Consider the following 19,504-nt stretch of genomic DNA (forward strand, 5'->3'; position numbering starts at 1 on the left):
TTTATAATTTGTAATCACAAATTGTTTGTATTGGATTTTGAAGAATCGTGTTGATTAACCCATGGATGTGATTTAATATTTCCTGTATTTTCTCTGCTTCATATACGGTTTGATCATATCCAAACTTTATTGTAAGTCTTTCTTCAGGGAAGCACATAATTCCATACTTTACATGTGGCTCATCAACAACTTCGTAATCCGTGATAGCAAAATGTCTGTTTTCATTTGAAGAAAAGATTGCTGGATTAGTTGGATAGTTTTCAAAAACCCAAAGATGGTCAGTCAACTCAGTTTTTAATTCACTTTGCTTTTGTATATCAACAAATGAATAGTATGCATACTCATTACATTTCAATGTCTCTAGTTGTACCTTTTGCAGGAAGTCCACAAAAGATTGCGTTTCTGTCCATGCTAATCGGATAGGCAAAACATTTGTGAACAGACCGAACATATTTTCAATTCCTTCTACTTCGGGAGGTCTGACTGATACTAGATTAGGCAATACTACTTCTCTCGTTCCGTTGAATTTGCCAAGCAATATTCCCCATACAGCTAGTAATGCCGTATTCATAGTTATATTATTTTTAGTTACAAATGTCTGTAACTGATCAGTCAAATCCTTGTCTAATGTTAAATCCATAAAAGTGAAGTTTAACCCTTCACTTTTAGATGGGACTTTCTTTTTAGGAATACTAATTTTCTGATTGTATCCTGATAAATAATCTCGCCAAAAATGACGTGCTTTCTCATGATCTTGTGCCAAAGTCCAATCTATAAATGTTTCAAAAGGTTTTACCATGGGTAACCCCGCCGTAGTTCCGGCATTTGTAGTTTCGTAGAGCTGGAATAATTCGTCTATCAAAATGCTGACGCTCCAACCATCACATAATAGATGATGGGAACTCCAAATTACTTTATGCTCGTTATTACCTAGTTGGAATATACAGAGACGTGTCATAAGTTCATCATTTTTAAATCCTCGACTTAAATTTTCATTCATCCACTGTTTTAGGAATTCTTGCTGTTCTTGTTTCGTCATCTCGATCAAGTTTTTTATTTCTGAATTTATTTGAACATCATATAGAACAGCTTGCCAAGGTTTTGCTTGTTCATCTTGCACAATTATTGTTCTTAAAGAATCATGACGATCAACTAATCGTTGGAAACACTGAATAAAGAGTTTAATATCCAGCTCCCCCTCAAGTGCCCAAATTGTTTGTTCAAAATATGCATTTGTATCAGGTTCATTCGTAGCATGCTCATAAATAACTTCCTGGAAAGGTGCTAACGGGTAAATACGTTCTATTTTTATATCCGGCATTTTTTCTTGTATTTTGTTAAGTGTATGTTGATTAAGTTGTTTATCTTTAACATTTAGTAATGTAGCTTTATTATCGTTCATTATGTTTACATCATTTGTTTGTGAACTTGAAAACTGGTCTAGCTTTTTAACAAATTGAACCATGTCCCTTAATATAGGAAATGAAAATATATTTTTTGGTTCAAGCTCGAATCCTTGTCGATACAGTCTGACGGACACTTGAATCGCTTTTATCGAATCTCCACCTAAGGCGAAGAAATGATCATTTACTCCAACTTGATCTATTTTGAGTACTTCTTGCCAAATACTAGTTAATATTTTTTCCATTTCAGTTTTTGGGGCAATAAATACTTCATTTTTTTGTTTCTCCGGAGTAGGGAGCGCTTTTCTATCTAATTTCCCGTTTGGAGTCAAGGGTAATTGGTCCAAATAAACAAAATAAGAAGGAATCATATAATCTGGCAAGTGATCTCGCAAATGCTTTCGTAGTTCTGTTGTACTAATATTTTGCTCAGTTACCACATATGCAACTAAAAATTTTATTCCGTTCTCATCTGTTTGATCAATTACGACAGCATGTTCGACTTGTTTATAAGTTAGAAGACAATGAGAGATTTCTTCTAACTCTACTCGATATCCCTGAATTTTCACTTGGTAATCTTGGCGGCCTAAAAATTCAATATATCCCTCAGAATGCATTTTTCCACAATCTCCTGTTTTATATATAAGACCAAAATCAGGATGTGACACAAACGCTTCATTTGTTTTCTTTTCATCATTTACATATCCTTTAGCAAGGCCCACTCCCCCGATATATAAATCTCCAATTACACCAACAGGGCACATTTTCTTTTCATAGTTCAACACATAATACGTTTGGTTTGCCAAGGGCATCCCGTATGGAATACTATTCCAATGTGATTCCACCTGTTTGACCGGATAATAAATTGACCAAATCGATGCTTCTGTTGCCCCTCCTAGTGAAACTACTTCTGCAATTGGAAAATGTCTTTTTATTTTTTCTGGTAAAGAAAGCGGAATCCAATCTCCACTATGTAAAACTAAACGTAAAGAAGGATATTCAAAATGAGAACCTACTTGATCCAATGCCAAATCCATGATTGCAGGCACCGTATTCCAAATTGTAATCCCTCTACGTTCGACAGTGCGGATTAATTCTTGCATGTCTCTCGGATCACGAATCATTACTAACATTGCACCTGTGCTTAAAGCTCCGAAAATATCGTATACAGATAGGTCAAAACACATGGAAGAGATACCAATAATACGATCATCTTCATTCACCTCATATTTTTGATTTATGTCTTGAATAGTATTTGTAACCGCTTGGTGAGTAATAATTACTCCTTTTGGTTTTCCTGTACTTCCTGAAGTGTATATAATATAGGCAATATCTTCTGGACCAGCAATAGCGGGCATATCTTCTGTTGTATAAAATGACAAATGATTTTCTTCATAAAGACTAGGTTCTAATAAAAGCTTGCATGAGCTATTTTTTAAAATATATGTTTGGCGATCTAAAGGATGATCGGGATCAATCGGAACATAAGCGGCACCTGATTTTAAAATACCTAACATATTAACAATTGTGTCAACTCGCCTTTTTGCTAAAAGACCCACTTTGTCACCTAGACCAATACCTTGCTCTTTTAAGAAGTGGGCAATTTGATTAGAACGTTTATGAAGTTCCGAGTATGTTAACCATTCTTGTTCAAATACCACTGCTACTTCATCCGGCGTACGTTTTACTTGGTCTGTAAATAATTGATACAGAGTAGTTGAAGGTATTTTTTCTGTTGTTTCATTGTATTGCTTAATTAGAGTTTGATCCGATTCTTTCATATGCAAAGATGTTATATCGCTTTGTTTCACCAATTGTTCCAATAAGTCAACAAATTGGGAAAACATTGCTTCTATTACATCAACATCAAACAACTCTTCAACATAGTTCCAGCTAATTAATAACTCTCCATTTTTTTCAATTACTACATTATCCAAATACACTTGTGGAGTCCGAGCATGAATATAGCGAAGAGAACCAAGTTGTTCCCAAGAGAAAGCACCTGCACCTGCTAACATCGAGGTGAAAACGATTGGCATAACTGCTTTTGGCGTCATTTGATGATATCGAGTAAAATCTCGAATAAAGTTAACTCCATCGTAATGACGATGTTCAAGGCCATCTAATAAAGTAGCTTGCGTTTCTTTTACTCTAGCAAAGAAAGTTTGCTCTGGTTTTACATCAACATCCAATAAAATAAGTGATGTGAAATCTCCAACAATCTGTTCTACTTCATCATGAACAGGATAACGGTTAAATACAGTCAAGTTAATTGCTAATCGACGTTGATTACTCCAATATGCCAACACATCACCATATATTGTACAAAGTAGAGCGGAAGGCGTTACCTCTTTCTCTTGTGCTAACTTTCGTAGCTTTGTCCATTTTTTATTATCCAGGATTTTTGTAAGTGATTGGAATTTAGGAGTAGCAATCTCTGCTGGATCCTTTTTTAACAGCAAAGAAGGTGCAAACGGAAAGTCAGGAAGCTTACTTGTCCAATAATCTTTTGCTGTTTTATATTCTTCGCTTTGTTCCATTTCATCATAGATAAACATATAATCTTGAAAATCAAAAGATAAAGATTCTAATTTTTGATTTGGTTTATAATAATAATGCAACAAATCCTGTCCAACAATGTTCATGCTTGCTCCGTCCATTAATAAAGCATCGTATCGAAAACATAATAAATACGTGTCTTCTTTTAAAAGAAAAGCTTTCAATTCAAACAAAGGCCATTGCCCCAAAGGGAATACATGGTTAGTCATTCGAGAACGCTCTTCTTGTAAGCGAGCATGTTGATTCCTATCATCTAAATCTATGAGACTCACTATTTCAATCTCGTAATCAGGAACGCTTTGTAATATTTGCTGTTTTCCCTCTGGTAAAATTACAGCTCGCAACATTGGATGGCGATGAATTACCTTTTGAAAACTTTTTGAAAGACGATTGATATCCAATGCTGTTTCATATTCAAAATATGTTTGAGGTGAAATACCGCTTAATTCAAACTGTGAATTCCGTCCTATCATATACGCTGTCTGAACTTCTGTTAAGGAAAATGGCTTAGACAAATCTTTAACATGAGTTGGTCTACTTTCAAGGTTTTCCTCTTTATGCTCTAACTTTACACAAGAACTCAATTGAGCGATTGTGGGGTGCTTAAAAAAATCTGTTGTACTTATTTTTAAGCAGTCTTTTCTTAATAAATTAATTACCTGAAGTGCTTTAACAGATTCTCCTTTTAATGCAAAAAAATTATCATGAATACCGATTCCCTCAATCTCCATAACTTTTTCCCATGCACGCACTAATTTTTGTTCAATTTCATTGCGCGGAGCAACGTATGGAATTGATACATAATCCGTTTGTGTTATATCCAACAATCTTTTTCTATCCACTTTTCCATTTGGATTCAATGGAATCTCTTCTACCTGAATCATTTTTTCAGGAATCATAAACTCAGGTAATTTATCACTTAAATATTTTCTGATTTCACCAAAAGACACCTTGTTATCCGATACATAGTAGGCAGCTAATAATTTCCTATTTCCATATACTTGATCAACAACGATAGCCTGGTTTATTTCTGGATATTCCCTTAATTGAGTTTCGATTTCTCTTAATTCAATCCGATACCCCCGAATTTTCACTTGATGATCCATTCTACCTAAATATTCAAGTTCTCCATTAGGCAACCAACGAACGAGATCACCTGTATGATACATCATTTCCCCTGCCGCAAAAGGACTCGGTACAAATTTTTCATCTGTCAGTTTATTTTTACCAAGATACCCTCGTGCTACCGCTACGCCAGCAATGCAGAGTTCACCGGGAATTCCAAATGGCTTTAATTGGCCATACTTATTCAATATATAGCAATGATAATTCGGGTTAGGTTTGCCAATCGTAACTTCTTTGGAAGTGCTCAAGTCTTTTACTGTTGCGCAAATGGTTGTTTCTGTGGGACCATAAATATTTAAAATTGTTGCTTCACTGATACAACGAATTTTTTCAACCAAATCAATGGAAAATGATTCTCCTGCTAATAAAATAGATTTTAAATCTTTTAGAAAAATCGCCCCTTCTGGATCACTCAAAATCACTTCCATTCGCGATGGCGTTGATTCCCATAAATCCACCTTATGTTTTTTGACCAAATGAGACAATTCTTTTGTTGCAAACTGGTCCTCTGTAGCAATTACTACTTTTGAACCTTGCGTTAAAGGAAGACATATTTCTAACAAGGAAATATCAAAAGATACACTAGCAAGAAACAAGAATGATTGATTAGCTTTTACTTTTTCTCTCATTACATTTAAAAAATGAACTAGCGATTTTTGTTCTATCATTACCCCTTTTGGATTTCCTGTCGATCCTGATGTGTAAATAACATAAGCTAAATCATTAGGATTATGTTCTCGAACTAAATTACTTTCTTCACCTTGAAAAAGATATTCTTTATCAAGATACAGTACTTCACCTGCAAATTGTGGCAATACTTCCTCTGTTCGCTTACTAAGTAAATATTTTGCTTGACTATCTTGTAACATATATTCAATTCGTTCAGTTGGGTAGTTAGGGTCGATTGGTAAATACGCTGCTCCTGCTTTTAAAATCCCCATCATACCAATAATCATTTCTAATGACCGATCTACCATAACGCCAATAATACTTTCTTTTGAAACACCTTTACTTTGAAGAATAGAAGCCAATTGATTCGCTTTCTTATTCAATTCTCTATATGTCAAAGATTGATCATTACAAACAACAGCAATTTGATCTGGAGTTTTTAATACTTGCGCTTCAAACAAATCTTGAAATGATTGAAACAAGTCTATGCCCGTTTGAAAAGTATTCAATCCTTCTAACAACTCTTTTTCTTCTTCTGCAATAATACAAATATCTTTCAATGCCAAATTCGGATTTTGTGAAACTTGCTTTAAAACATAACAATACGAATTGGCAAACTGTTGCAAAGAAGAGAATGAACGGGACTTGCAAGAAATTTGAAATTCAAATTCATTATGTATTTCATTCCATTTTCTTCGTATCCATAGGGCTAAATTATTCTCTGCGTATTCTTCTAGCGAATTTTCATTATGTAATCCTTCCATCCCGATTACAATTTGAAAAGGAGTTAAATTGTGTTTAACTAATAATTCAGAGAGCGGATACTCCTGATTTTCATACCCGAATAAAGTCGTTTGTTCAATCTCATTTACTAATTGTTTAAAGGTGTGATGTGGCTGGATTTCACTTCCTAAAGGAATCAACTTATTAAGATTCTCACTTTGTTCAAGATTCTTTTCAATTATAGGAATACCAATAGTAATTCTTTCTTGATCTGTATAATGTGCCAAACAAACCCTTAAAGCGGCTTGAAACCAGCTAAATAATAATAAATCTTGAGACTTACTTATTTTTTGTATACTTTTACTAAATTCTACATTCACTATGACTTGAACGTATTCACAAGGTGTTTCTTTATTTAGTTGGTAATCGCTATTAAATTTAAATACAGAAAAATCGAGAATCTCGGAAGATAATTGCTCCTTCCAAAACGCTTCTACTTCTTTATTTTCATGAATCGAACTTCGATCTTTAATGTGCATTTTTATCTTTATCCCCCTAATATTCATTTCTTCTACTCGTTAATTTTCAAGCCAACTTCAAGCCCATGGAGAAACACTTGATGATTATCCAAACATAAAAATTGCTGAATATCTTCAAATTTCATATGACCAACTGAACAAACCCCTAAATTTAATGTCTCAGCAACCATATTTAAGGTAGCAGTGATAATGCCTGACTCAATACAAGCAAATAAATATCCGTCTGAACCGTATTTCGGGATGGAAGCGTTCGCATTATAAACCAAATAAACTGAGAAGGCAGATTGAGTAAATAAATCCTGATTAATTAACTCATGATCACTTTTGATTACTTGATCAATGCTATTTACAATCACAAGACTATTTTTTGATGGGTTATAATAATAAAATCCAGCTTTCATACCCTCTATACGTTTTGGTTTTACATAAACAAAGATATCAATGGGATAGAGCCCGCCTGCACTTGCGTAATGATAGTATATTTTTTCTTCCCTAACCTGTTTTAGAGTTGATAAGAATCGGGAAAATTCCGAAAAACTAATATGTTTTTCCATATCAAATTGACGACAAGATCTACGTTCCTTGATTATAGTAGGTAGCTCATTTGTTGTTTCAAGTTGAATTTCGGTCGACCGTGCAGCAACGTGCGTGCGATTTAATTGTTCACTCATATACTTATCTAACTTTTCTTTAGAAAAGCGAATCTGGTTGCTATATGGATTTGAAAAAATCTTTTCTTGTGAAGAAAATACTTCTCTTGGGTGTAATATGTTACTTACTAACACACGATTTTTTATCATGAGCTCTATGTTTTTGTGTGTCTCTTCTACATTTCCTAATGAAAAGCGCTCTACTAGTTCACTGATTTTCACACCTTTTTGAGCCATAAAATAAAAATCAGGAAACCACTCAGACAGAATACCTGTAAATCTCATTTCCCCGATCAAAACTTCATTATGCAACTTCTCCCAATGCTTAATCGGAGACCAGTAATAAATTTTCTCGCTCATATAACCCTCCATAAACGTTTAACTTATTTTTGAAATGCAATTTTCTAATTTACAAAAATTTTTTCGGATTCTGCTCCTTGTCTCATAGTGATTATAAATACATGCACTTTAACGAAACTTGAAAATAATGAAATAACTTTTTCTTCATTAAAATTTTTTATTTCATCATAAAAAATGATTTCTTTTTGGATATTTCACATCCTTTCCCATAGTAATCCTATAAGGTATAAACCATTTATAACATTGAGAATATTCATGTATTTCCAATGTGAAATTATTGTAATGGATTGGAGAGCGGTTGAATATAGTTATTAAATCAAATAATGTTGAGAAAGTTTTATTTATTATATCGATAAAATTTTATGATGTAATTTATTACAAATAGATTAAGAAAAGAGTTTTAAATTTTTCTTAATCAGTTAGTGTGAAAATATCACATACTATTACATACAATCGAGTTACTTACATTTCATATTCAAAATAGAGAAAAGACACCTTGAATGGTGTCTTTTCTCTATTTTAATTCCATATACTTTTTACGCCTTTGTTATTTTTAAACGATTTGTAGGAATTAATACAACTCTAACATCTAGTTCTTTATATGTTCGAATATATAATAAACATTATATAAATTACGAATGTATTTCAGGTAATTTTATAAATAAACTCAAAGATATCTTCTCCTCCTACTGTCACAAAAGAAATAATCTATTGCTTATTTCTTTTATTAAATTGTAATATAATTACAGTATGTGAAATTATATTACATTAACTTTAAAAGCGAAGTGAGAATAATCTTCACTTCGCTTTTTTCATTTGCAATCCTTATTAAATTTGCTCAATGCAGTATTTATTTCCACATTCTTCGTTTTTATTTAATCGGTTTCTCTGTTTTTAAGACAAATGAACTTAATGCAGGAACTTTAATTTTATTGTCATGGACAACATAAAGTGGTTTACTTCCCGCCTGCTTGCCGTCTACTAGTACTTTCCAAGGCCCTTTCGATGGAAGTGTTATTTCAACAGCTTCTCTATTTGCATTGTGAGCCACTGTAAAGTATTCATTTTTATTCCCCTCTATTGTATAAGCTACAGTGTTTTTCGGAGCATCAATAAATGATACATGTGTTTTTATTTGCTCTGCAGATGTCATTCGAAAAGCTGAGTACTTTTTGCGTAATTCTATTAAACCCTTCATATAATCTACTTCATTATTAAACGTTGCACGGCGCAGCCAATCCATCTGGTTAATTGAATCTGAAGATTTGTAACTATTATGATCACCGTATTTCGTCCGCATAAACTCTTGCCCTGCATGTAAAAATGGAATCCCTTGTGATGTTAATAAAATTGAAGAAGACAATTTGTGCATTTGTTTTCGCATTTCTTCACTGTCACCTGGATTAGTTAACTCAAGTTTATCCCATAATGTATGATTGTCATGTGCTTCCACATAAGTTAATACCTGTTCAGGATCTTGATAGGTAGACGAATTTGTATCATAGTCAATACCTGCTGTAATGCCTTTTTTAATACGATCTTCCATGTTTTGCTTTCCATTTACAAAACCATTTTCCTTTTCCTCAAATACACTACCTTTCAACCCATCACGTATATTATCGTTAAAATGAGCAATCCCTTTCATTTTCTCTGCATTTTTTTGATTTGCTTTCAACTCAGCTGCAAGAGGTGTATTTAAATCCCATCCTTCTCCGTGTAGTATAATAGAAGGGTCAATTTGATTAACAGCTTTACGTATTTCATTCATCGTTTCATAATCATGAATACCCATTAAATCAAAACGGAATCCATCTAAATTGTATTCTTTTGCCCAATATGTTACGGAATCTATCATAAATTTCCTCATCATTTTTCTTTCTGAAGCAGTATCATTTCCTACTCCAGTTCCATTTGCAAATGTTCCATCTTCATTGTAACGATAATAATAACCTGGAACTAACTTATGAAAATTAGATTCAGCAGCATTATACATATGGTTATATACTACATCCATCACTACTCGAAGATTATTATCATGTAGTGTTTGAACCATTTGCTTTAATTCAGTTATTCGAACAGTTGGCTCATAAGGATTTGTAGAATAGGAGCCTTCTGGAACGTTGAAATTTTTAGGATCATATCCCCAGTTATATTGCGGTTCATTTAAAGTCTCTTCATTTACTGAAGCATAATCAAATATCGGTAAAAACTGAACGTGAGTAACACCAAGGTCCTTTATATGATCAAGTCCTGTTTTTACACCTCCTGGCCCTTTTGTTCCTTTTTCTGTTACACCTAAATACTTCCCTTTCTGTTTAATACCACTTTCAGGTTGAATGGAAAGATCGCGTACATGTAACTCATAAATAATAGCATCTTCCGGATTTTTAAATTTTCGCTTTTTGTTTGCTTTCCATTTTTTCGGATTTGTTTCTTCTAAATTAACGACTGCACCTTTATCGCCATTTACAGAAGCAGCACGCACATATGGATCAACCGCTTCAGCCCACTTATCACCAATTTTGACCTTATACGTATAAAAGAGCCCTTTTTGGTTCCCCTTTAGTTCTGCTGTCCAAGTTCCCTTTTCACCTTGTTGCATGTTTATTTCAGCACCTATTTTATCGTTCCAGTTTTTATATGTAACTAACTTCGCTTCGCTTGCAGTAGGAGCCCATAAACGGAACTTTGTATGTTGCGGAGTATATGTATTTCCTAAATCGTTGCCACCATAATAAAATAAATTATCAAATTCTTCGCTACGAATGACTTTACCAATTTCAGTATTCGTATCAGCTAAGTTTTCAATTTTAACTTTGTATGTTTGTTTTAAATCAATTTTCTGTTCCGTAATTATTTTAACCTTATTAGTAATATCTCCACTGTTTGTATCATAAGGAGTAATATTTTTAATTTTAATGCCTTCAATTTCAATTTTCTTTTCCTTAATATGAAACGGGACATTAGTCGTTACAGTAATTTCATTGAAACTATCAATAGTTGCTTTTTGAATTGAGAGATCCGATGAAGGCTTAGAGTTATATACTTTTTCATCACCCGAAAGAATCCATACTTCAGCACGACCGTCCTTTATATTTTCAATCCAACGATCCCCACCATCTTTTTCCCATTCATTTGTTCGAACTATAAATCCTACACGATTATAGTCACCGTCTATTTTTATCTTAGCGTATTTTCCAAATTCATCTTCACCAGTAAATTCATAAGATGTACCATTTGCATTTTCTCCCCATAACCAAAGATTCCAGTCTTTTGTATTTCCAAGCTTTTCTTTGTAATGAATGATAATTTCAGTTGTTTTCGAATTTGAAACTGCCTTCACACTCTGAAAAGAGAAAACAGATGATAACATAATAATTAAAGTAAGTAATAAAACTGTTTTGTTAATTAATCTTTTTGTAATTTGCACCACATACACCCTTTCTTCAAATATTACTAACGATTTATTATGCTTTCACTGAATAAAACTGCTTAAATTTATCTAGAAATCTCTTTAACTTCACCTCCATATTGGCTATTTTCACGTATGTATTTCAATGACCTTTTAATACGAAAGCGTTTGCATTAACGCTTAAAAAAATAGATTTGTTTATGCCTTCATATATTTGTAAATACTAAAAGATCAGGGAAATCATTTTAAAGCAATCGTTTGTTATCGCTTTCATTTTATAGATTTTCTATCAAGAGGTCAATATATTATTAATTTTCTGTTTTTATACACTTTAAACCTTATTGATTTGTCACTACTTCTTAAAGAGAAAGCGCCTCATTATTGCTTAGTCAGTTTATTTTCAATAATACATTGCTACGTAAAAAAACAGCTAATATCCTTAAAATGACATTAGCTGTTTTTCATAATGTATTAATATATGAATGAGAACTATATTTCTAAATTACTTAATTTTTGCTGCATCAAATGCTTTTTGAACTGCTTGAACTTCAGCTGTATTCGCACCATATTTATTAGTTGCCACTCGAATACATGCTGATCTCAATTCTTTGAAATTAGAAGTCATGTTTAACTCATCTGTATTTGCATAATAGAAAATATCAAACATTTTATCTTCACCAATTCCTTTAACAGTTACTCCGTTATGAGTTCCGCCTTTCGCAATGAGATACGCAACTTTATTAATAATACTTGAATTAAAATGAACACCGCCTTGATCCCATCCATTAAAATCGTTAAATTCACTGTAATCATCTGGATAAGGTACTCCAAGTGAAGATGGAACAGAAGCTGGGTTTTCCATATCACGGAAAACAGATCCCGTTTGTTCTCCCATTGTCCAGTTGAATTTTCCATTATTTACGTATTTCTCAATAGATGTTCCCATAATATCAGATAATGCCTCATTAATCGCACCGGATTCTCCGTAATATTCAAGATTAGATTCGCTAGAAGTAACAGCGTGTGTAAATTCATGTCCAGCTACGTCATATGCTTTAACAATAGGATCGCCATATACAAGCATACTTCCATTATTAGCACTTAATGCATTCTGCCAATTTTTCGGATCATTCGTCTCTTCAGAATCCCAAGCGTGTACAACTGAAACTACTTTTTGTCCTTTATTATCAAAGCTATTACGCTTGTATTTATCTTTATAAAAATCAAATACTTTTGTTGCTAAGTAATGAGCACTTACTGCTTTCGGATCGTTAAATGTTGCCGAAGTACTAGTCGCTAATGTACCAGGATAATAGCTTTCTTCTTTAGTAATATCTCTGTAATTCACATCATATGTTTCAATGCCTTGCCCTCTTGTATAATCAGCAAGAGCATATTTGCCATTACTTTGTTTAGAGATACCAAATGAACGAGAAATACCTAAATCATCTTTTCCTGTTCCAGTTAATGATGTAAGACTGCTTTGTTTACTTTTCTTTAAAGCTCCAACTAGTTTGTCACTGGCTTTTAAGTTAGATTCTTGTACCATATTTTTTAACATATCACCATTTTGTGCATTTACTAAATAAGTACCAGAAACATAGTTTGGTGTTGCAGCTTCAAAGGTAACTTGGTATGCATTTTTAGCTTGTCCATTATTTTCATCAACAAAAATAACCTCTTTAACTTCTGGCTCAGAAATAAACTTGAGATCGTTCCCGTACTTCGTATAAATAAATTGTTTTGCTTCATCTTTTGATAGATTAATAGGTTTTTTCAATTCTTCTTGTTTTAAATTTTGCGCGCTATCACCTGAAACACTTTTAATAACACCATTATTATCTACGTGTGCAGTTAATTGATGGCCATATACTTCTTTTCCTTCGTATGTTTGTTGCATACGCACAAGTGTAGTTCCATCATACGAACCACGTTTTTGAAGAACTTTATAATCTACTCCTGCTTCTCCATTGACTTGTTTTTGGGACAGAGCTTGTTCTGTTTTCTCCTTAAGTGCATCCTTTACTACATTTTCTGGTGCCTTTTGTGACGGTTGTGTAAGTTCACCCGAACGGAACGATTCCTCTTGAATTTGGACTTGTAGTTGATCTGTTTCCTCTGCATGACCTACGCCATATGGTGCCACAGCTGTTAAAGCTAATCCTGTTGTTAATGCTACCTTAGTTAATGTCTTTTTGTTTTTCATTATTTCACCTCGTATAATTTTTGAAATAGAAAGCTTGTACAAAGTATACTGTCTATTTCTGTCGGAAAAAAGAGAAAATACTAAATTTATGTAACATTATGCAAAATTACATAAATTGTGGTCAATATTATAAATAATGAACGGAACACATATGTACATTAATTCGAATAAAAGAGAATCCTTATAGACGCTCATCCAATTGGTTAGTTATTAATTATCTATATTCATTCTAATAAAAGTATACTTACATCTAAATAACAACATAAAAACCCACTCTTTACTATTGTAAGAGTGGGTTTAATGCTATTAAAATAACAATTACTATAAGAAACCTTATAATTTATATTTTTTTAGTAATCCTATTAAGTTTTTTATAAAATTCACCTTTTGTCTTTGCATGATTAAACTCATTTGGATTAATATTTGCTTTTTGTGAGAGTGCTACAATTTCTTCTTTTGAAATTGAGTCTTTCGTATTTATAGATGCTATATTTGTGTATTTTCCGTCTTCTGTTTTTGGAATTTCTAAAATCCCTTTATTCACGAGATCAACTACAGCCTTATGCTCTGAAGAATGTAAATCTACACCAGTAATTTTCCAATTACGCATAACTTTTGGAGTGTATACACCATTCTTTACCTCTTTTAAATATGTAATAGCAAGGTTACGAATGGTTCCGCCTGTTTCTCCAAATGCATTCTCTTGTTTAGATGACCAAATTTGTTCAAACTTACGCCCCTCTAAAGCTCCCCCTTTTGCCTGAAGAGCCTCCATTCTATATGCATTCATTCCTAGCGTCATAACATCGCTCATTTTGATTGGTTTGTTTGTACGAATAGAGCGTAAATTTGTAATTCTGCTTCCATATGGTTTTGTTAAGTCAATTTCGTATTTTACGCCTCCAAAGAAATCGTTCGTACTGTATTTAGATGCACGGCGGGTTTTATCAAAGCTAACGGTTACATCTCCGGCACGAGATGAGTTAAAATATCCTGCTGCCCATTCCATATAGTCTTTTAAATCTTTTCCAGAAATCTTATATACTGTAATTTCTCCCAAGGCATATTGGTAATTGTACGCAATATCTTTTTTCTTAATAGGACCTGTATCTAAACGGGCATAATCATTATCAATTTGATGGGCTACTACATCTGCTTTACTGTAGTAGAGCATGACTTCATGAAAGAAATCTGATAAAGGTGTTTCTTGAATCTGAACACTTGGAATACCCTTTATTTCATTTTCAGGAACAAGATTTCTACCCTTTAATTGAGCGACTACAACATTTGCATCTCCTCTCGCATATTCGTGAAAAGGTGTTAATGTTTCTTCAAGTGTAGGATCAGATAATATCGTTGTTCCATCAGCATTTTTTACAGGTATAGCGGTAGCAGTTTTATTTTTAAAAGTCAACTTCCCATCTTGCTTTGTAAAAGTAAGGTCAATACGTGAAATATGTGTTCCATATTTATCTGGTTCTGTAATAATTACGCCATTTACAACTTCTTTTTTTACAAGTTTATGCATGTGAGCCGCAAAAATAGCGCTTAGTTCCGGACAAGCATTTGCAATATCTTGAACACCAGTACCAGGGATACCATTCTCATTTTCTAATCCCATATGCATAACTCCTACCATTACATCTACTTTACCTTCTAATTCCTTAATTGCCTTTTTCGTCTCTTCTACCGGATTTTTCACCACTAAACCATCTAAGTGATCTGTCCCTTTTTCAAAATCACTAATCATTGGTGTATTCATACCAATAATCCCAACTTTAATTCCACCTTTTTCTACAATTGTATATGCAGGAAGAAAGCGCTCTCCATTTTCCTTATAAATATTTCCTGCTAACGTTTTTCCCTTATATTGCTCACTAACTTTTTTCAATGTATCTAATCCAAAATTGAATTCATGATTTCCAAATGCCCAGGCGTCATATCCCATTGTATTCATCGCTACCATCATTGGCGATTGTGGTTTATCGTTGAATAATTCTACTGAGTTTCCTTGAATTGTATCCCCAGCATCTACTAATATGGTATTTGGATTTTCTTGACGGACCTTCTTTATAACCGTATAAAGCTGCGTCAAACTTCCACTCATATTTGCTCCATCAAGCGCATAATCCCAAGGCATAAATCTACCATGAATATCTGCAGTACCTAACAATGTGATATTAACTTCAGATTCCTCAGCCTTAGAGATAGGTGGTTTGACTATTACTGCTGTTCCAAGCAGTAATAGAATTACAAAGTAACATACATAGTTCTTCCATTTCATTTTTTGCATAATAATAATATTTCTCCCCTTTTTGTACTTTCATAAAGTTGCTTGAACTTTAAAAATGTAACTTATTATTCAGGAAACTTCAACTACAAAAGATAATTTTGAAGGTGGTTCTGTTGCAAAATAAAGAGAATAAATTGCATACATCCCCTAACAGAATTGTATTTTATCGTTTCCTGACAGAATACCCCTTCCTTAAGCGTGTGAAGAGTACTTTCAAAATAAGGACATATCATTCATCATCATAAAATCATTATTTCAATTTACTAAAATTCGCATATAAAATATGTTATGATGATTATTTTTTTGAATTTCATTGTCGAAGTATTTCCTTCTCAATGAAAATACTTCCAAAAAAATAACCCCGCTCTTCATTTAAGACGGGGTTACACTTATACAGAAAATCGGATAGTTTCATATTTTCTTAAGCTTATTGGTTACTTTCAACTAATTTCATTCTATTTTTGTTTTCTTCTGAATCAATATGAATCAACCGTTTTCCCTGTTTATAATACGCATCAATAAATAGGGAATGATTTTTACTTTTCAATTTCACAAAGTAATTTTATCTCTTTTATTTGTGAAATATGACGCTGTTCATGTAAATAAATCAGTTCTATCCACTGATCAAGGGATAATTCTCCAAGAGCTGGATGCATCACTGCTTTTTTCGCTAATATAGACTCATCTTCTATTGTACTCAGGAAACGCATCAATTCTTTTCTTGATTCGTTTAGCATATTGAGCATTTGCTCCACTTCAAATGGTTCTATACTTGGTTCAATCATTTCTGGAGCTATAAACTTTTTCGTTCTATCTAATAAAATAGTGTGAATTTCTTTACGCTCATTTTGGGTACTATCTAACTTTTTTAATCCTGATGAAATAACTGTTATAACTCTCTCATCTAATAAAACTAAATGATGACAAACTTGTGCAATACTCCATTTATCCTTATCTGGTTTCCTATTAAATTGAGCATCACTCAACAAATTAATTTCCTCAACTAATTGATCTCTCGTTTCATAAAACTTGTCATTTACAAATGTATCCATGTGGATTCTCCTTTCATTGCAACCTACATACTTAAATTCCTACGCTAGAAATATTATCTTCAAAAAAAGTTTTTCTTTCACTACTATTCCAATTTCATTTTAAAGCTACAAATGAAATTATTTGTTTTTTATATCTTTTTAATTGGCACAAATAAATTAACCTTTAACTTTCCGTCTAGATCTTCAGCAACATTATTTAAGCAAAACTCTAAATTATCTCTATCATAATCTGCATCATACTCACTATTTGGTAGCCACTCTGCATACATGTATTGATACGCTTCACTTAATTTATGAGGTTCATCATAGAACTGGTATAGACCATATGTACCTCCATCTAATCTTTTAAATTGCACATCATGATGCTTTTCTTTATCGAAGTTTTCAGGAATCGTAACACATGCATCATGCCGGCACTTATGACTTGCAACAAGTTCAGGATTATCTAATGATATTCCGATAAATGATTGCTCTGGTGGATAAAGTTTATTTTCAATTGACCAATTCAGTAACTTTCCCCAGTGATCTTGTGGTTCAAAGTAGCTACCAGTTCGTCTTATATATGCTACTTCTAATGGTGGAAATTTTTTTATAAAAACTTTCATTTACATCTTCTCCCCTATAAATATGTACACTGTTTATTTAGCTTTCTTTAAATATTTATTCCTTCTTAAATAAAAAGAATCCTCTAATCACATGAATTTTAATTGAAATACAATTGATTACTATTACTACTACTAAAGTAGTATGTACTTTCATACTTTTATTTGATTTTAAATTCTTTTTAAATCGATATATTAATTGTAAGAAAATAAAAAGGTGGAGGATTTTAATTGATTAAAGGAATATACGAAGCGCATTTACCAGTATAATGTCCTATCAATTTATCATTAAATAAATGTAAAAAATGACCCTATTTATTCATTTTTAATGCGTATGTATGTACATTTGTTAATTTATTCGATATATTATGGGTATTGAATGATTACGTGAAGTGTATAGGTCGCTTATATAACACCTTATATTTTTATATCCGTGAAAACTACAAAGTGTATGAAAATCCATTTGTCAAATGAATTTAGTGCGGAAGGAGGTTTGTGGTTACTTCATAGGGTATAATAATCAGTTTTTTACTGATAAAAATATAGGAGGCGACATAATGTTTCGTACGATTTCAAATTTCATGAGAGTAGCTGAGATAAGAAGGAAAATCCTTTTTACACTAGCGATGTTAATCGTTTTTCGAATTGGCACGTTTATTCCAGTTCCTCATACTAACGCAGAGGTATTAAAAGTACAAGATCAAGCTAACGTTCTAGGTATGTTAAACGTATTTGGCGGAGGAGCATTGCAACACTTCTCAATCTTTGCTGTAGGTATTACACCATATATTACAGCTTCCATCATAGTACAGTTACTACAAATGGATGTTATACCTAAATTTTCGGAATGGGCAAAGCAAGGAGAAATGGGCCGTAAGAAATCAGCTCAATTCACTCGATACTTTACAATCATTCTCGCATTCATACAGGCCATCGGAATGTCTTATGGCTTTAATAATATAGCAGGTGGACAATTAATAACAGATCAAAGCTGGACTACATACTTATTTATTGCGACAGTTTTAACTGCAGGTACTGCATTTTTACTTTGGTTAGGCGAACAAATTACCGCTAACGGAGTTGGTAATGGTATTTCGATGATTATCTTCGCAGGTCTCGTTGCCGCCATTCCAAATGTTGCAAATCAAATTTATTTACAACAATTCCAAAATGCTGGCGATCAGCTATTTATGCACATAATAAAAATTGTTTTAATTGGACTCGTAATTTTAGCGATAGTTGTTGGTGTTATTTACATTCAACAAGCTGTACGTAAAATACCGATCCAATATGCAAAAGCTGTTTCAGGAAACAATCAATATCAAGGAGCAAAAAACACTCATTTACCGCTTAAAGTAAATAGTGCTGGTGTTATACCAGTTATCTTTGCTTCTGCATTTTTAATGACGCCGCGTACAATTGCGCAGCTCTTCCCTGATTCAAGCGTATCAAAATGGTTAGTTGCAAATCTTGATTTCGCACATCCAATTGGAATGACACTTTATGTCGGTCTTATCGTTGCTTTCACATACTTCTACGCATTTATTCAAGTAAATCCTGAACAAATGGCTGAGAATTTGAAAAAGCAAAATGGATATGTTCCTGGTATTCGTCCTGGTAAAGCAACTGAACAATATGTAACTAAAATTCTATACCGTTTAACATTTATCGGTGCAATTTTCTTAGGTGCTATTTCTATATTACCGCTCGTATTCACGAAAATTGCTACGTTACCACCTTCTGCTCAAATTGGTGGTACAAGCTTACTTATCATTGTCGGTGTAGCACTAGAAACTATGAAGACGTTAGAAAGCCAGCTTGTAAAACGTCATTATAAAGGCTTTATTAAAAAAGTGAATTAATTATTAAAAACACAGTTGGTTATTTTTCCAACTGTGTTTTTGATTTTAT

Annotated in this window: 8 protein-coding genes; 1 reads left to right on the plus strand and 7 read right to left on the minus strand. The window is 32.9% G+C overall.

All coding sequences use genetic code 11. The annotated features are described in order from the left end of the window. Window position 1: 1 nt before the first annotated feature. The 7 genes from ACS2CR_RS09295 to ACS2CR_RS09325 all read right to left on the minus strand — a co-directional run bounded on the left by ACS2CR_RS09295 (window position 2) and on the right by ACS2CR_RS09325 (window position 17,596). Complete coding sequence (locus tag ACS2CR_RS09295) at window positions 2-7,018, minus strand: non-ribosomal peptide synthetase (protein WP_153602760.1); 7,017 nt, start codon at window positions 7,016-7,018, stop codon at window positions 2-4. A gap of 32 nt (window positions 7,019-7,050) precedes the next feature. After that, on the minus strand, window positions 7,051-8,028 hold the full coding sequence (locus ACS2CR_RS09300; RefSeq protein WP_016110111.1) for a SagB/ThcOx family dehydrogenase: 978 nt from the start codon (window positions 8,026-8,028) through the stop codon (window positions 7,051-7,053). 871 nt (window positions 8,029-8,899) lie between these two features. Next, window positions 8,900-11,458: a type I pullulanase gene (pulA, locus tag ACS2CR_RS09305; protein ID WP_053512401.1), complete on the minus strand. Its 2,559-nt coding sequence runs from the start codon at window positions 11,456-11,458 to the stop codon at window positions 8,900-8,902. 484 nt (window positions 11,459-11,942) lie between these two features. After that, window positions 11,943-13,646 carry a M4 family metallopeptidase gene (locus tag ACS2CR_RS09310; RefSeq protein WP_000791453.1) on the minus strand — a complete coding sequence of 568 codons (1,704 nt, stop codon included), beginning with the start codon at window positions 13,644-13,646 and terminating at the stop codon, window positions 11,943-11,945. Window positions 13,647-13,986: 340 nt separating this feature from the next. Next, complete coding sequence (locus tag ACS2CR_RS09315; protein ID WP_016110113.1) at window positions 13,987-15,939, minus strand: bifunctional metallophosphatase/5'-nucleotidase; 1,953 nt, start codon at window positions 15,937-15,939, stop codon at window positions 13,987-13,989. 536 nt (window positions 15,940-16,475) lie between these two features. Beyond that, the gene (locus tag ACS2CR_RS09320; protein WP_000379370.1) at window positions 16,476-16,991 is read right to left on the minus strand and encodes a DinB family protein; all 516 of its coding nucleotides are present in this window, start codon (window positions 16,989-16,991) and stop codon (window positions 16,476-16,478) included. Between the two features lie 128 nt (window positions 16,992-17,119). Further along, window positions 17,120-17,596, minus strand: a complete 477-nt coding sequence (locus ACS2CR_RS09325) for an AraC family transcriptional regulator (protein ID WP_000862353.1) — start codon at window positions 17,594-17,596, stop codon at window positions 17,120-17,122. A 554-nt stretch (window positions 17,597-18,150) separates the two neighbouring features. Between ACS2CR_RS09325 and secY the strand changes: the two genes are divergently transcribed. Continuing rightward, window positions 18,151-19,455: a preprotein translocase subunit SecY gene (gene secY, locus ACS2CR_RS09330; RefSeq protein ID WP_000490135.1), complete on the plus strand. Its 1,305-nt coding sequence runs from the start codon at window positions 18,151-18,153 to the stop codon at window positions 19,453-19,455. Window positions 19,456-19,504: the final 49 nt, after the last annotated feature.

Source organism: Bacillus cereus group sp. BceL291, from assembly GCF_051776705.1.
GTDB lineage: Bacteria > Bacillota > Bacilli > Bacillales > Bacillaceae_G > Bacillus_A > Bacillus_A cereus.